Below are 19,456 nucleotides of genomic sequence, written 5' to 3'. Positions count from 1 at the left end.
GCGCAGCCGTCATTGATCGGACATCGGCCTTGCGCCTTCGTAGCCCGAGTCTGACGGTAGAACTTCAATTCAAAAGGAAGGCTAGTTCTGTGCAGGGAAGTCAGCCTTGATGAAGCCGAGTCAACTCACAAGTATGTCCCTCATTGCTGGTGACTTTGATTTCAATTTCCTCAAGCTCAGCTCTGGCACTTCACGCTTGCCATTTGCGATCCGCCGAGCCGCGGCTCGCCTGAGCGTAAGATGACCGCCCGATGCTTCGCGGCCGTGGCCGATGTCGAGCGTTTTCATGGGCCCCGTTAACAATGCGAGCTCCTATTGTCTTTTGATCGCAGACAGATCCTGCATTCTGCAGCGTCAATCCCGACAAAGCAGGCGACTGCACGCAACTAACAAGCAGCGGAGCAAAAGCCGGGCCAAATCGCCTGATGCCTTCGCCGTGCGCAAACAGATGAACGCAGCAACGCCGCGCGGCGGCCCTTCTGCGTGAAAACGGGCGATGCCTGTTCGTCGCCCGCCAATGTTGTCGCAAACTCGCCATTGCACAGGAGCAAAACGACTGCCCCGCTCGACAAATGCAGCGCGCCCCGTTCATCTTTGCTGGCGATCGCCGTGATCGGTTCAAGGTTTGAATGGGGCGCAAGAGGCAGGCATTTTTGTTGCACTCATCGTCGTGAACTTCGCCCTGGCATGCGTCAGGCAGATGTAGAGCACCGGGACGTAAGCCCGGCCACCTCAAGCTAGACGACGCGTAGGGCAACTGAAATGCAGCGTGCGCGACCTGACTGGTCGAAATGCTCGGCCGGCGATTGAACTCCAGACGGATCGAGGATGGCTAGGCAGTTTACTGGGGGAGAAGCCGGAGCCCGTCCTCTTTCCGGCAGACGAACGCTTGACCGGCCGCGCCGTGTGGGGAGCAACCATCGGCAATATTCTCGAGTTCTACGACTTCGGAACCTTTAGCTTTTTCGCCATCCAGATCGGTCATGCATTCCTCCCGGCAGGCGACCCGCCGATCGGGGCCATCCTGCTCGGCTCGTACTCGGATCGGGCCGGCCGCAGATCCGCGATGAGCGCCAGCTTCACCTTGATGAGGGTCGCCGTCCTCGTGTGCACCTACACCCTCGTACGAGACAATAGGAATTGCCGCTCAGCTGCTGGTCATTTCGCGCGTTTAGTGCAGGGCTTCGCGCTGGACGGTGAGGTTGGTCCGACAACCGCCTATCTGATTGAAGCGGCCCCGGCCGAAGCGCGCGGTCATGCCCAGGCTCTCGTAGCGCTGGGCTAGCGCCTTGGCCGGCATGCTTATCATCTGCGCGACCGCTTGCTCGCGGACCTGGGGCGTCTGCCAGACCTGCGCCAGATCGTGCCAGACGTAATCTGGGTCGAAAGCGCCCAAAATATCGCTCGCCCAGGATCGTATAGGAGCGGGATAGTCCATTGCGACTCGCATGACATGTCCCCGCCCCAGTCTCCACTCTGAACTCAACAGTCTGTGACTTTGACGACCTCTCTACGTCTCCCAGAGCATCTGTGGAGCTACATCTTCCCAAAAAGCCGGCCGCGGACGCTTGCCATTAGAATAATTCCTGTTGATCCTCCGATGCACGGACGCGTCACGCTGGGGCGAAGCTCTCGTTCAGCCGAGCCGCTCTTTTGGGCCTACATGCGAGCCGGCGCCTTCCACGATGCGCACTGCGCCTCATGGCTTGAAAACATCCCGCCAGAAGGATGCTTTGAAGGCGGCTTGCAGCCTATCCGCCGACATTGGCGCGATCCAGGGCAATCGCCCGAACCACCGCACCCGACCGATATCGCAAAATTGCTCTAACAACATCCGAACTAGTTTCGACAACGAAAGCCATAGAATGTCGATCTGGCGTCGTCGGAGCGCGTCTATGGACAGCAGTGAACGATTGATCGCTCCCAAGTTGTGCTCGCCCAGAGCACGACAGGAAGTCGCCATCTCTCCAAGACATCAATGTAAAGCGAACCGCAATTGAGCGGCTCCATGAGCCCGCCGGTCCCCTCGATCACCAGCGGCTGCCCTCCAGGGTCTCACACATTCTATATGCTGATGACGAAAGCAAGACGGCCGACGGCGCTCACATGCGCGTGAGCGCGCCTTCGATCTCGCCTGCCTCGATAGCCGGGCATCTCGCTCGAAGAAGCCCTTGCCGAGATGCGCGTCGTACTGGATTCGGTTCAGTGCTGCGGCTCCCAACGCCACCGGCGCTTCCAATAGAACAAAGCCGTCCGCCATTGTCTTGCACGAGCATGGCAGAGTCCTTTGGCAACTCCTTTACTGTTGTCGCCGTGACGGCAGACAATGTCTCGGCGGACGGGCCAGAGCAGCGAATCTGGATCGCATTCGCCAAACCGAGCCAGGCCTCGACATTAGTGCTCACCGCTGTCCCCGAAGGCTGGACAGCGGAGGTTGTGGACATGGAATTGACGGACAAACAGCGATGAACGTTCGAGGAACTTAACGTCAAGCTCGGCGATGTTTACAGATTGAGGAAGTATAGCCTGCTGCATCGCAGCTACCTATTCAACGCTTACGCCGTTTGCTCTCAGCGTGTTCGCGGCCTTAGGCTGGTCGCGATGTGATCGGAGATGTCGCCTTCAGCTTGCAAGTCGGCCTGGATGTCCGGAAACCGAGCCCGCAATAGCGAGACTCAGCCCGTTCGTTGAATATCTCAAGTGCGGCCCGAATCGAGCTCCTCTGGAGCGATCAGGCCATCATAGCGGGAACACCCTGGAGCGCGCGGGGCTGGCGTTGCTGGTGACCATGATCATCATCGGCGCGCCGATCATCGCGTTCCGGCAATTCTGGCGCCGGCGCCGCCGACGGCGATCATGGGCGCGATGATCGCGCTGTCGACATTGATACCGACGCCGACGATCCTCATCCTGCTGGTGCCGGTGTTGGTGCCGCCAGCGCTGGCCCGCTCGCACGCAGCCCCTTAGGCTGAAAGTGTCAACGGTCGTTTATAAGACCGATGCGGCGAATAGCGGCGACTCTTATCGAGTCTGCCAATTCTTTGGGAAAGCCCTTGGGGAGGCCCTTTATCACTTTCGCAAAGGCTGCCTCGAAGTTTTCGACGAGATCCTCAAAGATTGCGTGGACTACGGCCGGCCCAACGCCGGAGATTTCGGCGGTCTGTAGGAAATGAGGCGGCAAAATATCAGTCATTCCATAGTGGCGATTTTTGCCGACCGACATTGCAAGTTTAAAAGCTTTGCGCTGAATTTGTCCGGCGTCGAGGCTTGGTTGCGCGCTCAAGACATCATAAAGCGGCGTGAGTCGGAAGCGGCCGCCGGCGCTCAGGAATAGGCTAAAATTCTTGGCGTGTCCGTCGGTTGCGCCGATGAGCCAGAACACGATGCTGGCCCGTAAAAATGTCGCGATGTCTTCGGTCGGTTCATCGCTACCCTTGAGCAGTTGCAGGATGTCTTTCATGCCGGGGCTGCCATCCGATTGATATTTCCGGGTGGTGGGTACGGATAGAGCCTGGCAGCAATCTTCCTGAGGAAGGCGCAGCAACCTTTTATCATTGGTCCAGCGCCTATCGAAGCGCTCGACAATCAACGTGCGGCGACCACCAAAATCGGCGATCTCGACGTTCGCCGTTGGCACGCCAAGCGCGGCCAGCAGCTTAAGGCAGAAATATTCGTTCTCGACGCTGTTCGAGAGATCGATCCCGTTCGGCAAACGACCGATTTGCGGTTTGAGAATGTGCGTCGTCGCCGTGGTACCAGTCGGCTTGTACCATTTGCCATCTCGCCGCAGCAGGGCGGTCTTCTCCTGGGCACCAGCGATGGAAATCCGGAAATCGTCGTCTTCCCCCATCCCAAGTGGAGCGCTCGCAAGGTTCTTGATGATGGCGGCGACATCGCGGTCGGTGACAGCCTTCCCTTCGATCGTACCGGCAGGTGCAGGATCGACACGCTGTGGAAGAAACTGGAGTGCACCAACGCAATCATGCCCGAGTGCAGAGAGCATGCTGTAGGCGTCAGTACCTTTTGCCCCCACCCGCTCCGCGACTCGTTTGCGTATCTGTTCGCTATCGGGCAACAGGTTGTCAAAAACGGCGATTACAGGTGCGCCGATATAGCGGTCTTCGCGCAAGGGCAGCGATAGCGAGATTGGGAAGGTCGATTCCCAGGAGAGCCATTGCGGAGTGTAACGAAAATCGATCGCACCGCTGGACTCGCGCCGGAGCATGCCTGCCAGGCGTGCGTTGACGAACACATTCAGGGGCGCGTTTGCTGGAGGCCGGCCCATCAGAAAATGTCCTCGATGTCAGTCGAGGTGGCCTTGCTGCGGGTACGGACCACCAGTTCAAGATTGAGCGCGGCCAGCGCCCCCATGAGGGTGTGGAGCTGAACGGCGGGCTCGCCCGCTTCCAGTCGGGATACGGTACCCTGACGCAGATGGATCTGTTTTCCTAAGCCTGACTGGGTAAGTCCGGCCTGTCGGCGGGCCCGCCGTAGAATGGCGCCGAGTTGCTTTTCCGTACGAGCAATATGCTGCGTCATGTGAATCTCCGCTTTCAATATACGCGAATCCGTATATATTGTCAATATACGCAAATCCGTATATTACAGCAATATACGCGTATGCGTATATGAAAAGGATATACGCGATCGCGTATCGGCTATTCTCGATTGCGGGCCGTGCGGGGTGGTGTTTGGCAAGTCAGTGTTTGGCAACATTCCAAAATGTCATCGATCGCCGCCATCAATGCTGCCGTGCTCGAGGCGTGCTCATCCGTCGTGTCAGATGGTCGCAAAGACGGATCCGCTGTTGGGATCGAAAAATGCGGCTTGCTCGTCCTTCTTGATCTCCTTGCGCTTGGCCCGAAGCAACTGAGCAAGACAGCGTCCCTCAACCGCATTGACCAGAAAGTGGCCGGTCGGTTTGTCCTTGGGTTCGGGTTCGACGACAGGAAATTGCAGCATTCCGAGGATGCGATACTGGCGGCGAGAGCTTCGACTTCAGCCTTTCGAATTTGGCATCTTACGAGCATTCTTGGGCGACTTCTTCAGTTTGCCGCGCGGCACCATCACGACGGGCTGCGGCGGAGGTCTTGGTTCTGTTGTTTTTCTCCTTAAGGCTGAGTTTGTGCGCGGCAAAAAGCCGCCATAACCCCTGCCTCGCAGCGCGTAGCGAGGTGTGCAAGGCGCAAGGGCTGAAGGAAGTTGGAACAACTTTTTGGGGCACCGCGGACCGTGGGGGAGCCAAAACCGAAGGCCTGTCCTTGCGCCGCGCTGAGGGGCGACTCCCCTAAGCTGCTGCTGCGGCAGCGGCGATATATGCTTTATAGAACCAAAGGCGCGCAGGGCTTGGGAATAGAAGTACTTCCAAAGCCTCGGGGAGAGTGGCGCTCCGGCGGCACCGGCCTTTGAGCGGCACCCGTCTGACGCGGCAGCGATAGCGACGGGGGCTAACCGCCGGGCCGCTTCAGCGAGTGCCCCGGCGAGGAGAACCTTATGTCTTGCGCGAGTAATCGTGCCCCGAGGCCGAGACAGCATGCTCGGTGAGCCGGCGCATAGACGAGGTCGTCACCGCGTGTAATGGCGATCTGCGCAGCGCCCTCATCGCTGGCGATTGACCAGGGATGAAATTGATGATTTCAGCCCAATACTGAATCCTGGTAAGCACCTGATCTATCTACCAACGAGACAAATTGCGCGATGAAGATCCCGGATCGGCCTCGTCGGCACTGAGTATGCGGACCCGCATGAACGGCACACCGTTCGAATCAGCGACATCGTAAATTTCGACGGCCCTACTGGGGCGACCCCAGCACCGCTGTAACCGTAAGCACGACGGTGGCAATTGTCTTCGAATTCATACTACCCATTCAATTCGAGGCGTTGATTGCAGCGTGCGTTGCCATCACACGTTCGACCATGCGCACGCGTAATGCGCCTGAGCAAAGCGCGCCTGCCCTTGATCAAACACTGGCTGTGCGCATTCGCGGCGACAGCCTGACGGCCGCGCCGCAATATCAAAGGAAGGCTCCTCCCGTGGAGGTGACCTGATGAATCCGGATCAACTCACAGAGGCGCACTCGCTGATGACGTTTACTCCCTTTTCCTGGAGCTCAGTGTCCGGTGCGTGAGGTTCGCCATGTGCGTCCGGCTGAACGCGGCCCGCCATGAGCGGATATCCTCGACGTCTGCAGCGCAGGCACGAATCCCTTCCTTTAACATTGAGTCGTCAATAATGCGAGCTCATCCTACCTCTGATCGTAGGAAGATCCCTGGTTCTGCAGCGACAATCCCGACAAAGTAGGTGGCCGCACACAATTGGTAAGCAGTGGAACAAAAGCCGGGCCAATTGCCTAATCCTTTGCGCATACGCGCGCCGGCTGACCCCCGCGTGCATGCGCGGTCATCTGTGTGAAAACAGGCGCCTTCTGTTCGGTGCCCACCAAATTGTCGCAAACTCGCCATGCACAGAAGCACAACGAGTGCCGCGCCCAACAATTGCAGCGCGCCTGTTCATCTTGCCGGCGATTACCGCGATCAGCTCAAGCTTTGAACGAGCCGCAAGAGGCAGGCATTCTTATTGCACTCGTGAGCTTCGTCCTGGCATGCGTCAGGAATGTAGAACACGGGGACGCGGGTCCAGCCCACATCAAGCTAGATGACGTGCAGAGTAAATGAGGTGCAATGCGCTCGACCTCGCTTCGAAATGATCAAGCCGGTGATCGTGCCTCGGACGGATCGAGGATGGGCAAGCAATCTACTCGGCGGAAACCGGAGCCGGTCCTCGTTCCGGCAGACGAACCCTTGACCCGCCGCGCCGTGTTGGGTGCAACGATCGGCAATATTCTCGAATTCTACGACTTCGGGACCTACAGCTTTTTCGCCATCCAGATCGGTCAGGCGTTCTTCCCGGCAAGCGACCCGTTCGCCAGCCTCATGCTGTCGCTCGCAACCTTCGGCGCGGGTTTTGTGACCAGGCCGATCGGGGCCATCGTGCTCGGCTCGTATTCGGATCGGGCCGGGCGCCAGCCCGCGATGACCGCGAGCTTTGTCCTGATGAGCGCCGCGATCCTTGTGTTAGCGCTCACTCCCTCATACGGGACAATAGGAGCTGCTGCGCCGCTCCTGGTCATTGTCGCGCGTTTGGTGCAAGGCTTCGCGCTCGGCGGTGAGGTTGGTCCGACAACTGCCTATTTGCTGGAAGCGGCGCCGGCCGAGGGGCGCGGTCTTGCTGTCTCGTTTCAGCCTGCCAGCCAGCAGATCGCTGCGACGGCCGGAGCGCTTGTTGGAGAAATACTCTCGCTGGCCATGACCAGCGAGGCACTCAATGTGTACGGATGGCGGATCGCGCTGCTGCTCGGCGCCGCTACGCTGCCCTTCGGACTTTGGTTGCGGAACTCCCTACCCGAAACGTTACACCGCCCTGAGCTGCCTACTCTGGTCATCCAGACGGTAGGGAAATCGCCTACTGCGTGCCGCACCATGAGATTGGGGTTTGTCATCTTGGCCAGTTGCACGATCATTACCTATGTCACGGGATATATGACCACTTATGCACTGAGCACCCTGCACGTTTCCGCGCCTCTCGCCTTTGGCACCACGCTCGTTAGCAATACGGTAGGAATTGCTGCCGCGCTGCTGGGCGGTTGGCTCGCAGACCGCGCGGGCCGCCGGCACATCATGATATGGCCGCAGATCGCTGCGTTGTTGATGACCTATCCGGTGTTCTTCTGGATCTCAGAGAGCCGCAGTGCCCTCGCACTTCTCGGGGGTCTCGGCGCGCTCACACTTATCGGAACGATTCCGTATAGCGCCTTCTATGTGAGCATGGCCGAAGGTTTGCCCAAGAACATTCGTGGTGGCGCCTTCGCGATCATCTACGCTTTTGCGATAGCGATTTTCGGAGGCACAGCTCAACCAGTCGTCACCTGGCTGATCTATCTTACCGGAAGCGCGCTGGCGCCCGCCTGGTACATGCTTGTCGCTAGCACGGCCGCGCTCTGTGCCATGCTCATGATGCCGGAGACCGCACCGCTCAAAATTAATAGCGCTGTAAACAAGCAAAGCCCGCCATAGCGCTGGACAATATGATCACGGGTCACCAGCCGATCGCGTGACGTCTCATGCGGTCTGGCGAGAATGTAGGCTGCTGCCTTCGCAGGTCGATCGCGCGACCGTCGAGAGCCGATAGCGCGGAGTACTCTGAGAGCACCCAAGACCTCGTCGATGGTTACCAGGCTCATCAGACTGTCGGGCGCCCGCAGCGCTTCACACGACGCGATCGATGACGCAAAGTACCTCAAGGCTCTCGTCGCGAGAGAGCGTCAGGTAAAGTTCAGCCATGATTTAGAAGGGACTGGCTGACGGATTTCGACATCTGAGTAATTTCCAGCGAGTTCGATCCGCATTGGATATGTGCGTGTTTCTGGAAACGTCTTCACCATCAAGGAGTCATCGCGCAACTGCTTCTTGCTCGTTTCCGTCGTGTCCAGTTTTCCCAGCTCTCCCGGCTGCCTCTCGGTAGGTCAGCTCGAACTTCTTTTCGCGACAAAACCGCACGAAGCGGCTCGCGATCTCCTCGTCTGCGAAATGAAATTGAAGTTCGCCCGGCTGCACCACCAACGGTCGGTTTCCTTTGCATAGGTCCTCGCCACCTCATAAAGCTCAGCGAACGCCTTGGTGCTGGCCTTGAGCGTTACCAACCACGGGCAACTTCTTGGCTCAAGATCGGTGGAGCCGGGCGAACGACACCAGCGTCGGACTTCTCTTCAGCTTCTTTGCCATCCGGCCCTTCCGTTTCATGAGCCCGCTCCGAGTGCGCGATGCGCGTTGAGCCTGTTCGCGCACTCGCGCGTCACGCCCCCAAGCCGAGGTTGGGTTTACTTGTCTTTCAGCGCAGCATTTTTCCCGCTCTTGCGCTTGTCTTCCTGCGCTTCATATTGCGCCTTGACCTTTGGATCGGTTGTGTCGCCCGCGACGGTGTCGGCTTCACTGCCATCCAAGCCCGGCGCGGCCTTGATAGCCCCCGCTATGTCGCTCGTCTGCGAGCCCTTGCGGATGAACGGCTTTAGATACGCATCCAGCTTGCCTCTGCCCGGGTCTTGGAGTTCTTCCTTGAACATCGCCGTGGCGGCGCTGATGTCCGCTCTGTCCACGAACACCGCCTCCCGGTCGCGGCCGAGGAGCGCCTCGGCGGCCCCCACCCATTCGGGTTCGGCGACTTCGATGATGTCACAGAGCACGCGCGGGGCCATTCCCTTCTGCCGGAGCCTTCGGCAGAGGAGTTCAGTATCGTCGCCAAGATAGGCCCGCGCCCCTCCGGAGGCGTGCTGTCGGACCCGTTCGAGCACCTCGTCACGCCGGACTCGCAGCCCGGAAAGCTCCGCGATGATCGCCTGACGCGCTTCGTCGATCTTCGGCAGCCATTTCGCACCGCTGGTCGCGAAGGATTTCTCGGCCGCGGAGAGCTCGTCTGAGACGCCCGCTAAGTCTGCCCCGACGGCGGCGGTTATAGTTCCGCACGAACTGCGTGGCCGTCTGGTTGTGATCGAGCGTCATCGCATTGACGATCGACTTTTGCAGGGCGCTTGCGTTCTGCTCGCCGTAGGGCGAATGCGGCAGGAGATGGCGCATGTACTCGCGGACGTAGTCGCCGGCCCGATCGCGGTGGTTGACGAAGTTGCCTTCGCCAACCGCCGCGACGATCCGGGCGCGCACGTCTTCCCACTGCGCCGGGAACTGCAACTTCCCTCGCTGTTCGATGAAGTCCTTGGAGCTTAGAACGGCGCCGACGGTGACGAACAGCGCCAGCACGGTTTCCCTGCTGTCTGACTTCCGCGCCTCGAGCGCCATGCCGATTGTGACCGGCGGCCGCGCGCCTTCCGTGTCTTCAAAACCGAGTGCGATGTAGGTGCGCGCCTCGTCGCGCCGGCGCTGGTCCTCGCCGAGCGTGCCGAGACAGTAGTCGACGACGCTGCGCTTCGAACCGCCCGACGCAGCGGCGTGACGCTTCATTGCGTCGAAGCAGCGCTCCGACAGGACTCGCCATTGGCGCTTCGGACAAAACCGTTCAACGCTGGCTACGGGAGTTTTGTGGAGGGGGCGTCGCAGCTTTGCGAGGGAGTGCCATTCTTGGCAGGCAGACAAAAGATCAGAAAGCTGAGCTTGCCACTTTCATTTGGGCAAATCCCTGGGCTTCTAACGCTCCGTCGACCTTCCAAAGAACTCCGCTCAGATGCAAAAGAGTGGGAGCAATTCTTTGGGTCTTTCAGGGGCTTACGGGCGTACAAAAACCTCTAGAAGGCTGCGGCTCAATGGATTTTCAGCCCTTTTCGTACTATATTGGACGGAAGGAGAATCCATGTCGGCCCAACGTTCCGCGACCAAGCCCCATTACACCGCTGGCGTTATCCAGAGGCTGGCGACCGCCAATAACGTCTCGGTAGTCGTGACCTCGAACGAGGTGTTTGCCCATCACGTGACGCGCCTCTCTGGCGATGATGTGAATTTCGATCCTATCGAGAATACTATCGTCGCGCTTCAGCGCGCCGGGCTTTTGGATCGTGTTCAGGCCGTACGGCTTCAGGCGCGCTATCTTCGCGAAAGCCGTCCGTGACGTTTGATCCGTTCGGGGATTTTGCGACGCGCGGCTATTTGCGCAATGTCGCAAAAGCCAAAGATCCCGAAATCGTTCGGCGCCTCCTGCACAATTCTTTCCTGACCGGCATCGACGCGGCTTTGGATTATCTCAAGGCGCGGCCTTCCCTGAGCTACGACGACGTTCTAAAAACGCATAGAACGCTCTTCGAGGCCGTATTCCCTTGGGCTGGAGAAGATCGGCACACAAACGCGTCCCACATCCACGTGAAAAAGGGCGCTATCTTCTTCGCTCACCCCAATGACATTCGCAAAGCGATCGACTACGCGCTGGAAAAGGGACAGGACAAGGCCTTCATGGCGGAAAAGCCCGGCGAAGTGATGGGCTATCTCGCTTATGGTCACCCGTTCCTCGACGGCAATGGTCGTTCCATCATGCTGATCCATGCAGAACTTGCTAGCCGTGCGGGTATTGGGATCGACTGGGCCGCGACGGATAAGGATAAATACCTCGCCGCTTTGACTGAAGGCCGCCGCGAGTTTCGGCACGCATCCCTCGTGAGCCTGAACAAGCTCGAGCAGTTCCGGGCCAAGCCGGAGCGCGGCAGTTTCCCCTCCATCTTCCGGAGCCAGGATCCGGACGCGATGGCGTTCATCATGCGCCGCTACGGCACGGTCCGTCTCGCCGACACGCTCGATCAGTTTAATAAGCCCGGCCGGGCCATCATGAAGGACGGCCTCTACGACGATGGACTCGTCAGGACCCATCGCTGGATCGAAGCCTCGCAGCACAAGATCGGAAAAGCGGCCCAGGCGAACGCCCTGCGCTCCCTGCAAGATCAGGCCGAGGAACTGGATCGGCTCCTGGCCGACAAGAGCAAGGAGGCCCAAGCCGCGGAGCAGGCCTTTGCCGCTCTGAAGAACATCTGTGAGGGGCGTGACGACCTGAAGACTTTCGCTGCGGCCTTCGCGGCCGCGCAGACCGAGATCGGCGAAGCCCATTCCAGGCTCGATGCGCTCGACGGCGCGGGCGACGGCGGCCTTCGCGACAAGAAGCGAGCGCAGCAGAAGCTGAAGGACAAGAGGCTCGACGAGAGAAAGACCCAGCAGAAGGCATTTGGCGAGCATGACGGCGAACTCAGATCGGCCGAGAGGAGGCTCGGAGATGGGGAGAACGTGCCGGGCTCCGAGCTCAACCTCCGGGTCGCCCGGTCGATCTACCGCAAGACCTTCCCGCTCTACTCCGCCGCGAAAGGCAGGCTCGTCTACCGCGAGCGCCTCGATGCCGCAGCAAAAGGCGGTTTTGTTGAGAAACACCGTGCCATCGCAGACAAGGCGGTTAAAGACGCCGACGCCTCGGACGTCGAACGCGTCCGGATCGAGCGACGGGTCCGCGAGCTCCTTTACGATTACTTCGATCAGTTCGGGATGAGCTCGCAAGTTGGCGCCGAAAGCGAGCCGCTGCGCGAGGTGAAGCCCTGGATGGAGCAGCTCATCTCGGATATCGAGTCCAACGAGCTGCGCCAGTACGAACGGCAGGCCCGAGAAGCGGCAGAAAAGGCCTCGACGCTGCTCCGCGGCGAGTTCATCAACGCGCTCACGGCCCGGATCGGCAAGATGGAGCGGGAACTGCAGTCGTTGAACCGTAGCCTCTACGCACATCCCTTCCACAACGAGAGATATTCGTTCCATCGCACCCAAGTGGTGGAATTCCAGCCCATCCTGAAGATCATCGAGATCGCCAAGACCTCTCCGGAGGCGCTCGACATGCTGTTCCGGGGCGATGTGCCCGATGACTTCCCGCACAAGGATACGATCCTTGCACTCGAGGCGCTGCTAGAGGATCCCGACAAGGACTTCACCCAGTTTGAGGACTACCGCAACTTCTACACCTTCGAGATCCACATGGAGGATGTCGCTACCGGCCGCTCGACCCGCTGGGAGCAGCGGCGCGGCACCGGATCGGGCGCCGAACAGCAGGTCCCCATCTACGTCGCCATCGGCGCTTCGCTCGCCGGCGTCTACGGCAGCGCCGAGCGTCGTACGGGCAAGCCCGCCGGCTTCGCTCTCGCTATGTTCGACGAGGCCTTCTCGAAAATGGATGGCAAGAACCAGCGGCAGATGATGAGCTTCTATAAGAATCTCGGACTCCAATTCGTGATCGCGGCGCCGTTCGAGAAGCGGGTCGCCGTGCTCGAGCACATGGATACGATCGTGGAAGTGGACCGCATTGGCGAGCAGTCCAGAGCCACCGTGGTGCAACTGAAAGAGAAAGCCAAGCGCGAGCTGATGGCCATCGATCCGGACCTGATGTCCGAAGATGAGCTCGCCAGCCGTCTGGCCGCCGAGTAGCCATGGCGCGGCGTTTCACGGACGCGAACGGCCTCTTGAATGACCTGCTCGATCGCTTCGAGGCCGGCGCCGCGAGCCCGATCGCCCACCCGGATTATGCCGCCTTCGCCTCGGTCGTCGCGGCGGACGCCTTCCTCAAACAGATCAGGGAAGCCGAAGCTACCGGCGCGGTGTCCGTTGGCTGGGGCCGAGGCGTCAAGCGGGATCAGGTCGCACACGTGCGGCTGGCCTCGGCGGAGATCCTATACCGATATCTCGACCGCCCCCCCGCGTCGCGGATTGCGCAGGACGCTGCGGCAAGGCTTGCCGCCGGATCGGCGTTGCGCGACTCTCTGAAGAACAGCGCTTCCCAAATCGCCGAGGTCTGGGGACGGGGGAAGACGTGGCACGGATTCGCTTCGTCCGACGTCGAGATGCTGCGCGACGCCTTCGTTCTCGCCCAGGCCATCCTGGACAACAAGCATCTCGACGTCGACTACAAGACCTTCTCGCGACGGACGGTGGGTCACAGCAAGACGCTCGAACGCACCGAGGGTGCGGTCGTGCGGCTCCTGAGCGGCATCCTGGAGTTTCCGCCCGGCGCGCGGCCTCGCGAGGCACTGCGGGCAATTGGACTGGAACGCTTCGCGCCACCGCTGCTGGTCGCAGGAAAAATCGACCTCGAGGGAGCCGATCTCTCCAGGATTTCTCCACATTATCTCGGAATCACTCCCAAGGAAGCAGATCGCGTCCGTTTTCGGGAGCCGCCGGCGTACATTCTGACGATCGAAAACTTCGCAAGCTTCAACCGGCACATTGCCGAGGCGGACCCCGGTCGACTGGGAACGACGATGTACGTCGGCGGTTACCCCTCGCTCGCCACCCAGCAGGCGCTGCGGATGATCGCAGGGTCGGTATCCGAACAGACGCCAATCTTTCATTGGTCGGACATCGATCCCGACGGGACCTGGATATTCCACACCATCGAGCGCGCCATCGGCCGACCGATCCGCCCCCACCTGATGAGCGTCGAAATTGCCGAGCGCTCGGGACAAGTACCGTCCAAAAAATCCGCACCCGCCAGATGCTCACCAGAGTCCGGTATCGCGCGGCTGGCAGCGTACCTGGCAGAAGATGGAGCCAAGACGCTTGAGCAGGAAGAACTCGATCCCGTTTTGCCAGAGCTTCGTTAGAAAATCCGTGTCGGTGTGAGGCCGACATCGCGCCGTCCGCAGTTCAAGGATCTCGGCCGGCGATGGTTGAACAACACCTGTGATCGGCAAAGCGGACGCCATGAGTAAGGCGGCTGCTTGCCGGGATCGAAAAACGCCGTCGGCACGCGCTCGACACGTCCCTAAGCACCGCCTGCTCTCCGGAAGAGATCGCGTCCACCGTTTTTCCTGAGTTGCATACCCACCCTCGTGGTCAAGCGCATGCGTGCAAGGGCGGCGCCTGCGATCCGGGTGACGGCGCAGGACCATGTCCATCTCGCCAATGCCCGCGAACGCATCGTGGCCGATGTTGCCGTCCGGACGCAAGTAACGGGTAGTGGGGCGATGTCTTACCTTGTCGACGAGCTCATCAATCGCGACACATATGCGCAGAATTCCGTCTGGTGCAGCCTGAATTCAGGACGAAGGAGCCTGTTCCGACCGCAAGGCGGCCGATCGCCAACTTACGCCCGCCCCTGCCGCCTGGCGTCGCAGATTGGCAATCGGCACCCTGGAATACTTCACGTCTACCGGAGCACAGGGCCCCGATTCCATCATAGATGCCGAGGATGCTCTCTATGACGTGGGTAGCTCCTTGAACAGCGAAGGCATCTCGTCCGGCGATGCACCTTCTGTGCGGCGTCAACGCGCCGGGCCGATCATTCACTTCGCCTATGTCACTGACAAGCCGCAGTCGGTCAGGTCGACCACGACGTCGCTTGTAGAAACGACGCCCTTGCGGTGAGTGATCGCCAGCACGGTCACATCTTTGGCTAGCGTACGGATATGGTTCATAATGTCCTGCTCGGTTTCTTCGTCGAGCGCGGAGCTGGCCTCGTCAAGAAGAAGGATCGCCGGCTCGCCATAAAGCGCGCGGGCGATAGCAATACGCTGGCGCTCCCCGCCGGAGAGCTTCAAACCACGTTCTCCAACGGCTGTATCAAATCCTTCAGGCAAGGCCTCGATCAAGGGGAGAATAGCGGCTTTTTCCGACGCAGCACGAAGGCGCACTTCGTTGCGGGGCCGCCCTAGCAGGATGTTGTCGGCTAGCGACTCATTGAGCAACATCACGTCCTGCGGCACGACAGCAACTGCGGCATACCAATCCGCGCGTTCGATGCCCGCTATATCGGTTCCATCTACCAGAATACGACCGCGGTCCGGTTCAATCGATTTCAAGACGAGCCTAAAGATTGTCGATTTTCCAGATCCCGATTCACCGACAAGGAAGGTGATCCCACCCCGCCCAGCCACAAACGAGACGTTCGTAACGCCACGACCGTTGTCGTAGGCGTAACCAACGCCCTCGAAAGAGAGCTGGCCATCGGAGGGCGTGAAATCTTGAGCGTGAGATGGTCGCCGCTCTTCGGGTGCGGCCCATAGTCTAGCCAGAGGGATGAGGTCGGCTCGCGACCGCGCCGCGTCAGAGATGGCACGCGCAACCATCTCGAATGGCATATTGAGCTGGAGTAAAAGCGTGTTGAATAGCACCATATCCCCGATGGTGACCGCCCCGACCTGGTATTCAGGTATGAGAAGGAGAAACGTGACCGCAAATTGTAGCGCGACGGCTGGGCCGAGCACGGCAATGAAGGCAACGCGTTGCAACACATAGGCGCGCCAGTTATCACGCACCTCCCGCGCCGTCATCGTAAAGCGCTGGCTCATCCAGGAATGACTGCCGAAATAGCGCAGGGTGTCCATGGAGCTCATGACGTTGCCAACGAAACGCGCATTGTCCTGTCCGGCTTCTCTGGCTCGTTCCAGGAACACGTACGCCCGACGCGTGGAACTCCACGTCAATGTAATGAGGACTGCCCCATAGACGACGACGATTGCAGCGATCTGGATATTGAGGAGCGCGCCGAGAGTAACAAACGTAAGTAGAAGTTGTGTTGCAGCAGGGATGAAGACCACGATCCCAAGCTGGACTAAAGCCGTCAGGGCGCTGCGCCCGCGCGCGGCCGCATTCTGTATTTCTACGGGATTGTGCTCAAGAAAAAAGGCTGCGGTTTTCCTCAGGATGCGATCAAAGAAGCCCGTTGCAGCGATGAAGCCCAGGTTCTCGGCTGTCATGAAGGACAGATACTGCAGCATGCGCTGCAATGCGGAGGCTACCCCAAGTAGGACCGCATAGCCTGCGAACCCCCACGCAAGCACCGACATGTCTTCCTCGCGCGGGAGACGGTCAATGAGACACGAAAATACATAGGGCGTTGCGACGCTGGTCGCGCTTGAGATCAGCACTACTGCGACAACGACGAGAAGCAACCACCGGTCGGAGCGCCAGTACGCATGCAAAATTTCGGAAACCGGTGATAACGTGCTGCCGTTCGACATATCTAGCGGATAGAGGAATGGGCTTTGCTTAGGTTGAAAGAGCCGACATAGCCCTTTCGCACGATGATTCCATGCGAGCGCATGAAGATGCTCGATGAGGACTCGCCAGACTTTCCGTTTACCATTGCTTGGCTTCAAATCAATCGATCCAGCACGGTCATCAACTCACCAAGGCTGGTAGGTTGTCGTCCGCCTTCCCACATGAGAGATCATGTTTTGTGGCGGGGTGGCTAAACGCCAGCTGCGAATTTTGCGATTCTTGTTTGGCGATTGCGAACTCGACGGAGCGCTATGGGATCCACCTTGAAGCGCGCCGAGGCAACGTTAGGCAGGACGTTTTAACTCAACGATTTAACCGCGGTTAAATCTCGTCCCGGCCTTAGTGACAAAGTGGACCTCAGCAGTGCGCGTTGCCTAATCGTTGTTAAGCACCCTGTCCTTATCCGCGCGATCCCAAAGCTCCGGTGGCGAAACTTGAACAGCTTCAGAGACAGGAACGCAACGGCTTTGATCAAAGCGCAGTTGGCTTGGCTTTTGAACAGAGCCGGACGCACACATGTGCTCGGTAAGTTTTGATCTTTACCGGCAGGCGAGCCTTGGAGGCTTAGGGCGAGATAAATGTATTCGGGCGTTCTGAAGTTCGCGGCTATATTGGAAAGTATGGCACCCGGTGTGCTCAATCGGGAACACCGAGTAGCGACGTCCGCCTACATCGTCCGCCTGCCTCTTTGCCTTTGGCGGACCGATTTCGGAGTTGTCGGGATGCTCGCACGCGCGACGCGATCCAGCGCACTTCTTTTCCTGTCCACAGTGCTCCTCACAGACCGGCTGGCCGCGTCACCAAGAGCAGATCCAGCCAGCTCGACCAGGCGAAGCCTCATATGGGACGCGCCGAGTCGGCGAGTCAAGACCGCGTTCAGCCTCTCAGACGGCTCTACAGTGCCCGCCGATCGACGACGAGGTTCCTAAGGTTCAGGTCTGGCTGCGGACCTGCCGCTAATCGACTGACCAGTGCCCGGGTGCCATCAACCACGAAGACGCCGCAGTCATACTCATTCCTCTGCTGGCTTATGGGCGCGTCTTGCAGGTTGGCCCCGACTCGTTCAGCGATCGTTGCTGCGAATCTGTCATTATATCCTAGAACTGAGTCATAGTGATAGGCAACCAGCCGGCCTCGAACGCGGCGATCCACCAGCAGAAACGACCAATGGGAGCCACGGCGATTGAGGTCTGTAGCGCTAGCATCATTCACCGGCAAGAACAGGAAATCGGCTATAGCCGGAGGAGGAGGAGGACGCGGCCGCTGTCCAGCGAGTGGCCGGCGCCTCTATCTTCGTTCTATGCTTGGTTGTCTTCCGTCGTTAGTGCTGCACGCACGACGGATCGGTCAAACAGAAAAATAAGTCGCAGATACCATCCAACGGGTAATCCGCGCATTGAGGATATGACGTATCGGCTACCTGCACCTTGGTGGCGACCGGTTGGGCGGCAACCTCAGCAACAAAGGTCGGCACCGCCGCCGTTCCAAGCGCGAGGGCGCTCGCAGTCACAATCACGAATTTTTTCATTCTAGAGTCGCTTCCCTAGGTTGGCCCCAGCCCGTCCATCACGTCTATATGACCGCACCGCAAGTGGTAAAATTGATTTTCTTGATTGGGTCTATCTACGGAATGGATACGTTCAGATATCTCGGTAGGACCTCGCCTTAAGTCAATCGGAGTCAGTGCGGAGCCGTTTTTGCTCGAGCTCTCGCCCAGCCATCGAAGCTATCGATGCAGCTGTCGAAGCAATGGAAGCACCTTCGTTTGTTGATAAGCGAGTTCAAATTAACTCACGATGGTACATTCCGTACCGAACGACTACGCCATCATCAATTTCGACATCTCAAATCACCATGTCCCCGCGGATCGCATAGACTTGCTAGTGTCCTTCGAGTCCGTAGTTCGCTAACGTGTCCACCGCAGAATGAAGCGAACTCGGATTCGGGACACTCGCGCTGGTCCAGTCCAACCATGGCACTCGCACCGCTGATCGCCTACGCCCATGTCGGGAAGCGCTTTGCCGGCGGTCACGACGGCGAACGTATCACGGCCGTAGACGATGTCTCGCTCGATATTGCCGCGGGGGAATTCCTGGCGATCGTCGGCGCCTCCGGCTCCGGCAAATCCACCCTGCTGCGGCTTGCCAATCGCCTGCTCGCCCCCGACAGCGGCCGTGTTATGGTGGAGGGCGAGGACGTGCGCGACGTCGATCCGGTGCGCTTGCGCCGGCGCATGGGCTACGTGTTCCAGAGCGGCGGGCTGTTTCCGCATATGCGCGTCGCCGACAACATCGCCGTCACGCCGAGACTGCTCGGCTGGCCCGCCGCCGAGATCGCCGCGCGGGTCGATGAGCTCCTCGAGCTGGTGCGGCTCGATCGCTCCCTCCATCGCGATCGCCTTCCGCATGAACTGTCGGGCGGACAGCAGCAGCGTGTCGGCGTGGCGCGGGCGCTCGCCGCCCGTCCCCGTATCATGCTAATGGACGAACCCTTCGGCGCGCTCGATCCGCTGACCCGCGACACCCTCGGCGATGAGTACCGCGCCCTGCATCGCAGGCTTGCCTTGACCACGGTAATGGTCACTCACGACATGACGGCGGCCTTGCTGCTTGCCGATCGCATCGCAGTGATGCGTGCCGGACGGGTTGTGGCGCAAGGCCAGCCGGCTGAGCTGTCAAACAACAACGAGCCCTATGTGGCGGAGCTGTTGCGCACGCCCAGGCGGCAGGCCGAGCGGCTGAACGCCGTGCTGGCGGGAGCAAGCGCGGGATGAGTTTCCTGTCCGACCCCCGCTGGCGCGACGCGGCGGCGCAGCTGCCGGACTATCTTGGCAGCCATGTTCAGGTCAGCCTGGCAGCGCTGGCACTCGGGCTCGTGATCAGCCTGCCGCTCGCGATCCTCGCACGCAACCATGCCGTGATCCGCGGCATCCTGCTGGGCC

16 protein-coding genes and 1 pseudogene are annotated in these 19,456 nt (G+C 59.7%); 8 read left to right on the top strand and 9 right to left on the bottom strand.

All coding sequences use genetic code 11. The features are described 5' to 3' along the window. Window positions 1–769: 769 nt before the first annotated feature. Window positions 770–1,285: an MFS transporter gene (locus FNJ47_RS13530; RefSeq protein WP_163153769.1), complete on the top strand. Its 516-nt coding sequence runs from the start codon at window positions 770–772 to the stop codon at window positions 1,283–1,285. A 608-nt stretch (window positions 1,286–1,893) separates the two neighbouring features. Here the strand turns inward: FNJ47_RS13530 and FNJ47_RS51175 are convergent. From FNJ47_RS51175 to FNJ47_RS13515, 4 genes are all read right to left on the bottom strand, one after another. Beyond that, entirely contained in the window at window positions 1,894–2,010 is a 117-nt protein-coding gene (locus tag FNJ47_RS51175) for a hypothetical protein (RefSeq protein WP_235999867.1), read from the bottom strand. A gap of 967 nt (window positions 2,011–2,977) precedes the next feature. Next, the gene (locus FNJ47_RS13525; protein ID WP_163153767.1) at window positions 2,978–4,285 is read right to left on the bottom strand and encodes a type II toxin-antitoxin system HipA family toxin; all 1,308 of its coding nucleotides are present in this window, start codon (window positions 4,283–4,285) and stop codon (window positions 2,978–2,980) included. Next, window positions 4,285–4,539: a helix-turn-helix domain-containing protein gene (locus tag FNJ47_RS13520; RefSeq protein ID WP_163153765.1), complete on the bottom strand. Its 255-nt coding sequence runs from the start codon at window positions 4,537–4,539 to the stop codon at window positions 4,285–4,287. The genes FNJ47_RS13525 and FNJ47_RS13520 overlap by 1 nt, the downstream gene beginning before the upstream one ends. Window positions 4,540–4,779: 240 nt before the next feature. Next, a complete protein-coding gene (locus FNJ47_RS13515) occupies window positions 4,780–4,962 on the bottom strand; it encodes a hypothetical protein (RefSeq protein ID WP_163153763.1) in 183 nt (60 codons plus the stop codon). An 873-nt stretch (window positions 4,963–5,835) separates the two neighbouring features. Between FNJ47_RS13515 and FNJ47_RS13510 the strand changes: the two genes are divergently transcribed. Together FNJ47_RS13510 and FNJ47_RS13505 are read left to right on the top strand one after the other, a co-directional pair. Further along, window positions 5,836–6,048, top strand: coding sequence for a hypothetical protein (locus FNJ47_RS13510; protein ID WP_163153761.1), 213 nt, complete (start codon window positions 5,836–5,838; stop codon window positions 6,046–6,048). Between the two features lie 693 nt (window positions 6,049–6,741). Further along, window positions 6,742–8,073 (top strand): MFS transporter, encoded by a 1,332-nt coding sequence (locus tag FNJ47_RS13505; protein WP_163153796.1) that lies wholly within the window; start codon window positions 6,742–6,744, stop codon window positions 8,071–8,073. Between the two features lie 803 nt (window positions 8,074–8,876). Here FNJ47_RS13505 and FNJ47_RS51170 read toward each other — a convergent pair. Together FNJ47_RS51170 and FNJ47_RS13500 are read right to left on the bottom strand one after the other, a co-directional pair. Next, complete coding sequence (locus tag FNJ47_RS51170) at window positions 8,877–9,251, bottom strand: hypothetical protein (protein WP_235999862.1); 375 nt, start codon at window positions 9,249–9,251, stop codon at window positions 8,877–8,879. Between the two features lie 100 nt (window positions 9,252–9,351). Next, window positions 9,352–10,011: a hypothetical protein gene (locus tag FNJ47_RS13500; RefSeq protein ID WP_235999861.1), complete on the bottom strand. Its 660-nt coding sequence runs from the start codon at window positions 10,009–10,011 to the stop codon at window positions 9,352–9,354. A 346-nt stretch (window positions 10,012–10,357) separates the two neighbouring features. On the opposite strand from FNJ47_RS13500, the gene FNJ47_RS13495 reads away from it, so the two are divergent. From FNJ47_RS13495 to FNJ47_RS13485, 3 genes are read left to right on the top strand one after another with little or no spacing between them, the layout of a single operon-like run. Continuing rightward, on the top strand, window positions 10,358–10,612 hold the full coding sequence (locus FNJ47_RS13495; protein ID WP_163153759.1) for a hypothetical protein: 255 nt from the start codon (window positions 10,358–10,360) through the stop codon (window positions 10,610–10,612). Further along, complete coding sequence (locus tag FNJ47_RS13490) at window positions 10,609–12,945, top strand: SbcC/MukB-like Walker B domain-containing protein (RefSeq protein WP_163153757.1); 2,337 nt, start codon at window positions 10,609–10,611, stop codon at window positions 12,943–12,945. Before FNJ47_RS13495 ends, FNJ47_RS13490 begins: the two co-directional genes overlap by 4 nt. Window positions 12,946–12,947: 2 nt before the next feature. Further along, complete coding sequence (locus FNJ47_RS13485; RefSeq protein WP_163153755.1) at window positions 12,948–14,117, top strand: Wadjet anti-phage system protein JetD domain-containing protein; 1,170 nt, start codon at window positions 12,948–12,950, stop codon at window positions 14,115–14,117. Window positions 14,118–14,807: 690 nt separating this feature from the next. Here FNJ47_RS13485 and FNJ47_RS13480 read toward each other — a convergent pair. The 3 genes from FNJ47_RS13480 to FNJ47_RS13470 form a co-directional block, all read right to left on the bottom strand. Further along, window positions 14,808–16,613 carry an ABC transporter ATP-binding protein gene (locus tag FNJ47_RS13480; RefSeq protein WP_235999860.1) on the bottom strand — a complete coding sequence of 602 codons (1,806 nt, stop codon included), beginning with the start codon at window positions 16,611–16,613 and terminating at the stop codon, window positions 14,808–14,810. A 796-nt stretch (window positions 16,614–17,409) separates the two neighbouring features. Further along, entirely contained in the window at window positions 17,410–17,739 is a 330-nt protein-coding gene (locus FNJ47_RS13475) for a Ulp1 family isopeptidase (protein ID WP_165445674.1), read from the bottom strand. Between the two features lie 97 nt (window positions 17,740–17,836). Beyond that, window positions 17,837–18,043, bottom strand: a complete 207-nt coding sequence (locus FNJ47_RS13470; RefSeq protein ID WP_050420731.1) for a hypothetical protein — start codon at window positions 18,041–18,043, stop codon at window positions 17,837–17,839. A gap of 444 nt (window positions 18,044–18,487) precedes the next feature. On the opposite strand from FNJ47_RS13470, the gene FNJ47_RS13465 reads away from it, so the two are divergent. Then, window positions 18,488–19,288, top strand: a complete 801-nt coding sequence (locus tag FNJ47_RS13465) for an ATP-binding cassette domain-containing protein (RefSeq protein WP_163153747.1) — start codon at window positions 18,488–18,490, stop codon at window positions 19,286–19,288. Next, a pseudogene (locus tag FNJ47_RS51165) lies at window positions 19,285–19,456 on the top strand (ABC transporter permease); the annotation flags it as partial. The gene FNJ47_RS13465 and the pseudogene FNJ47_RS51165, both read left to right, overlap by 4 nt.

The sequence above is a fragment of the Bradyrhizobium uaiense genome, assembly GCF_010811875.1.
Taxonomy (GTDB): domain Bacteria; phylum Pseudomonadota; class Alphaproteobacteria; order Rhizobiales; family Xanthobacteraceae; genus Bradyrhizobium; species Bradyrhizobium uaiense.
The sequence above is the reverse complement of the archived record's forward strand: the minus strand, read 5'-3'. Positions and strand labels throughout refer to the sequence as shown.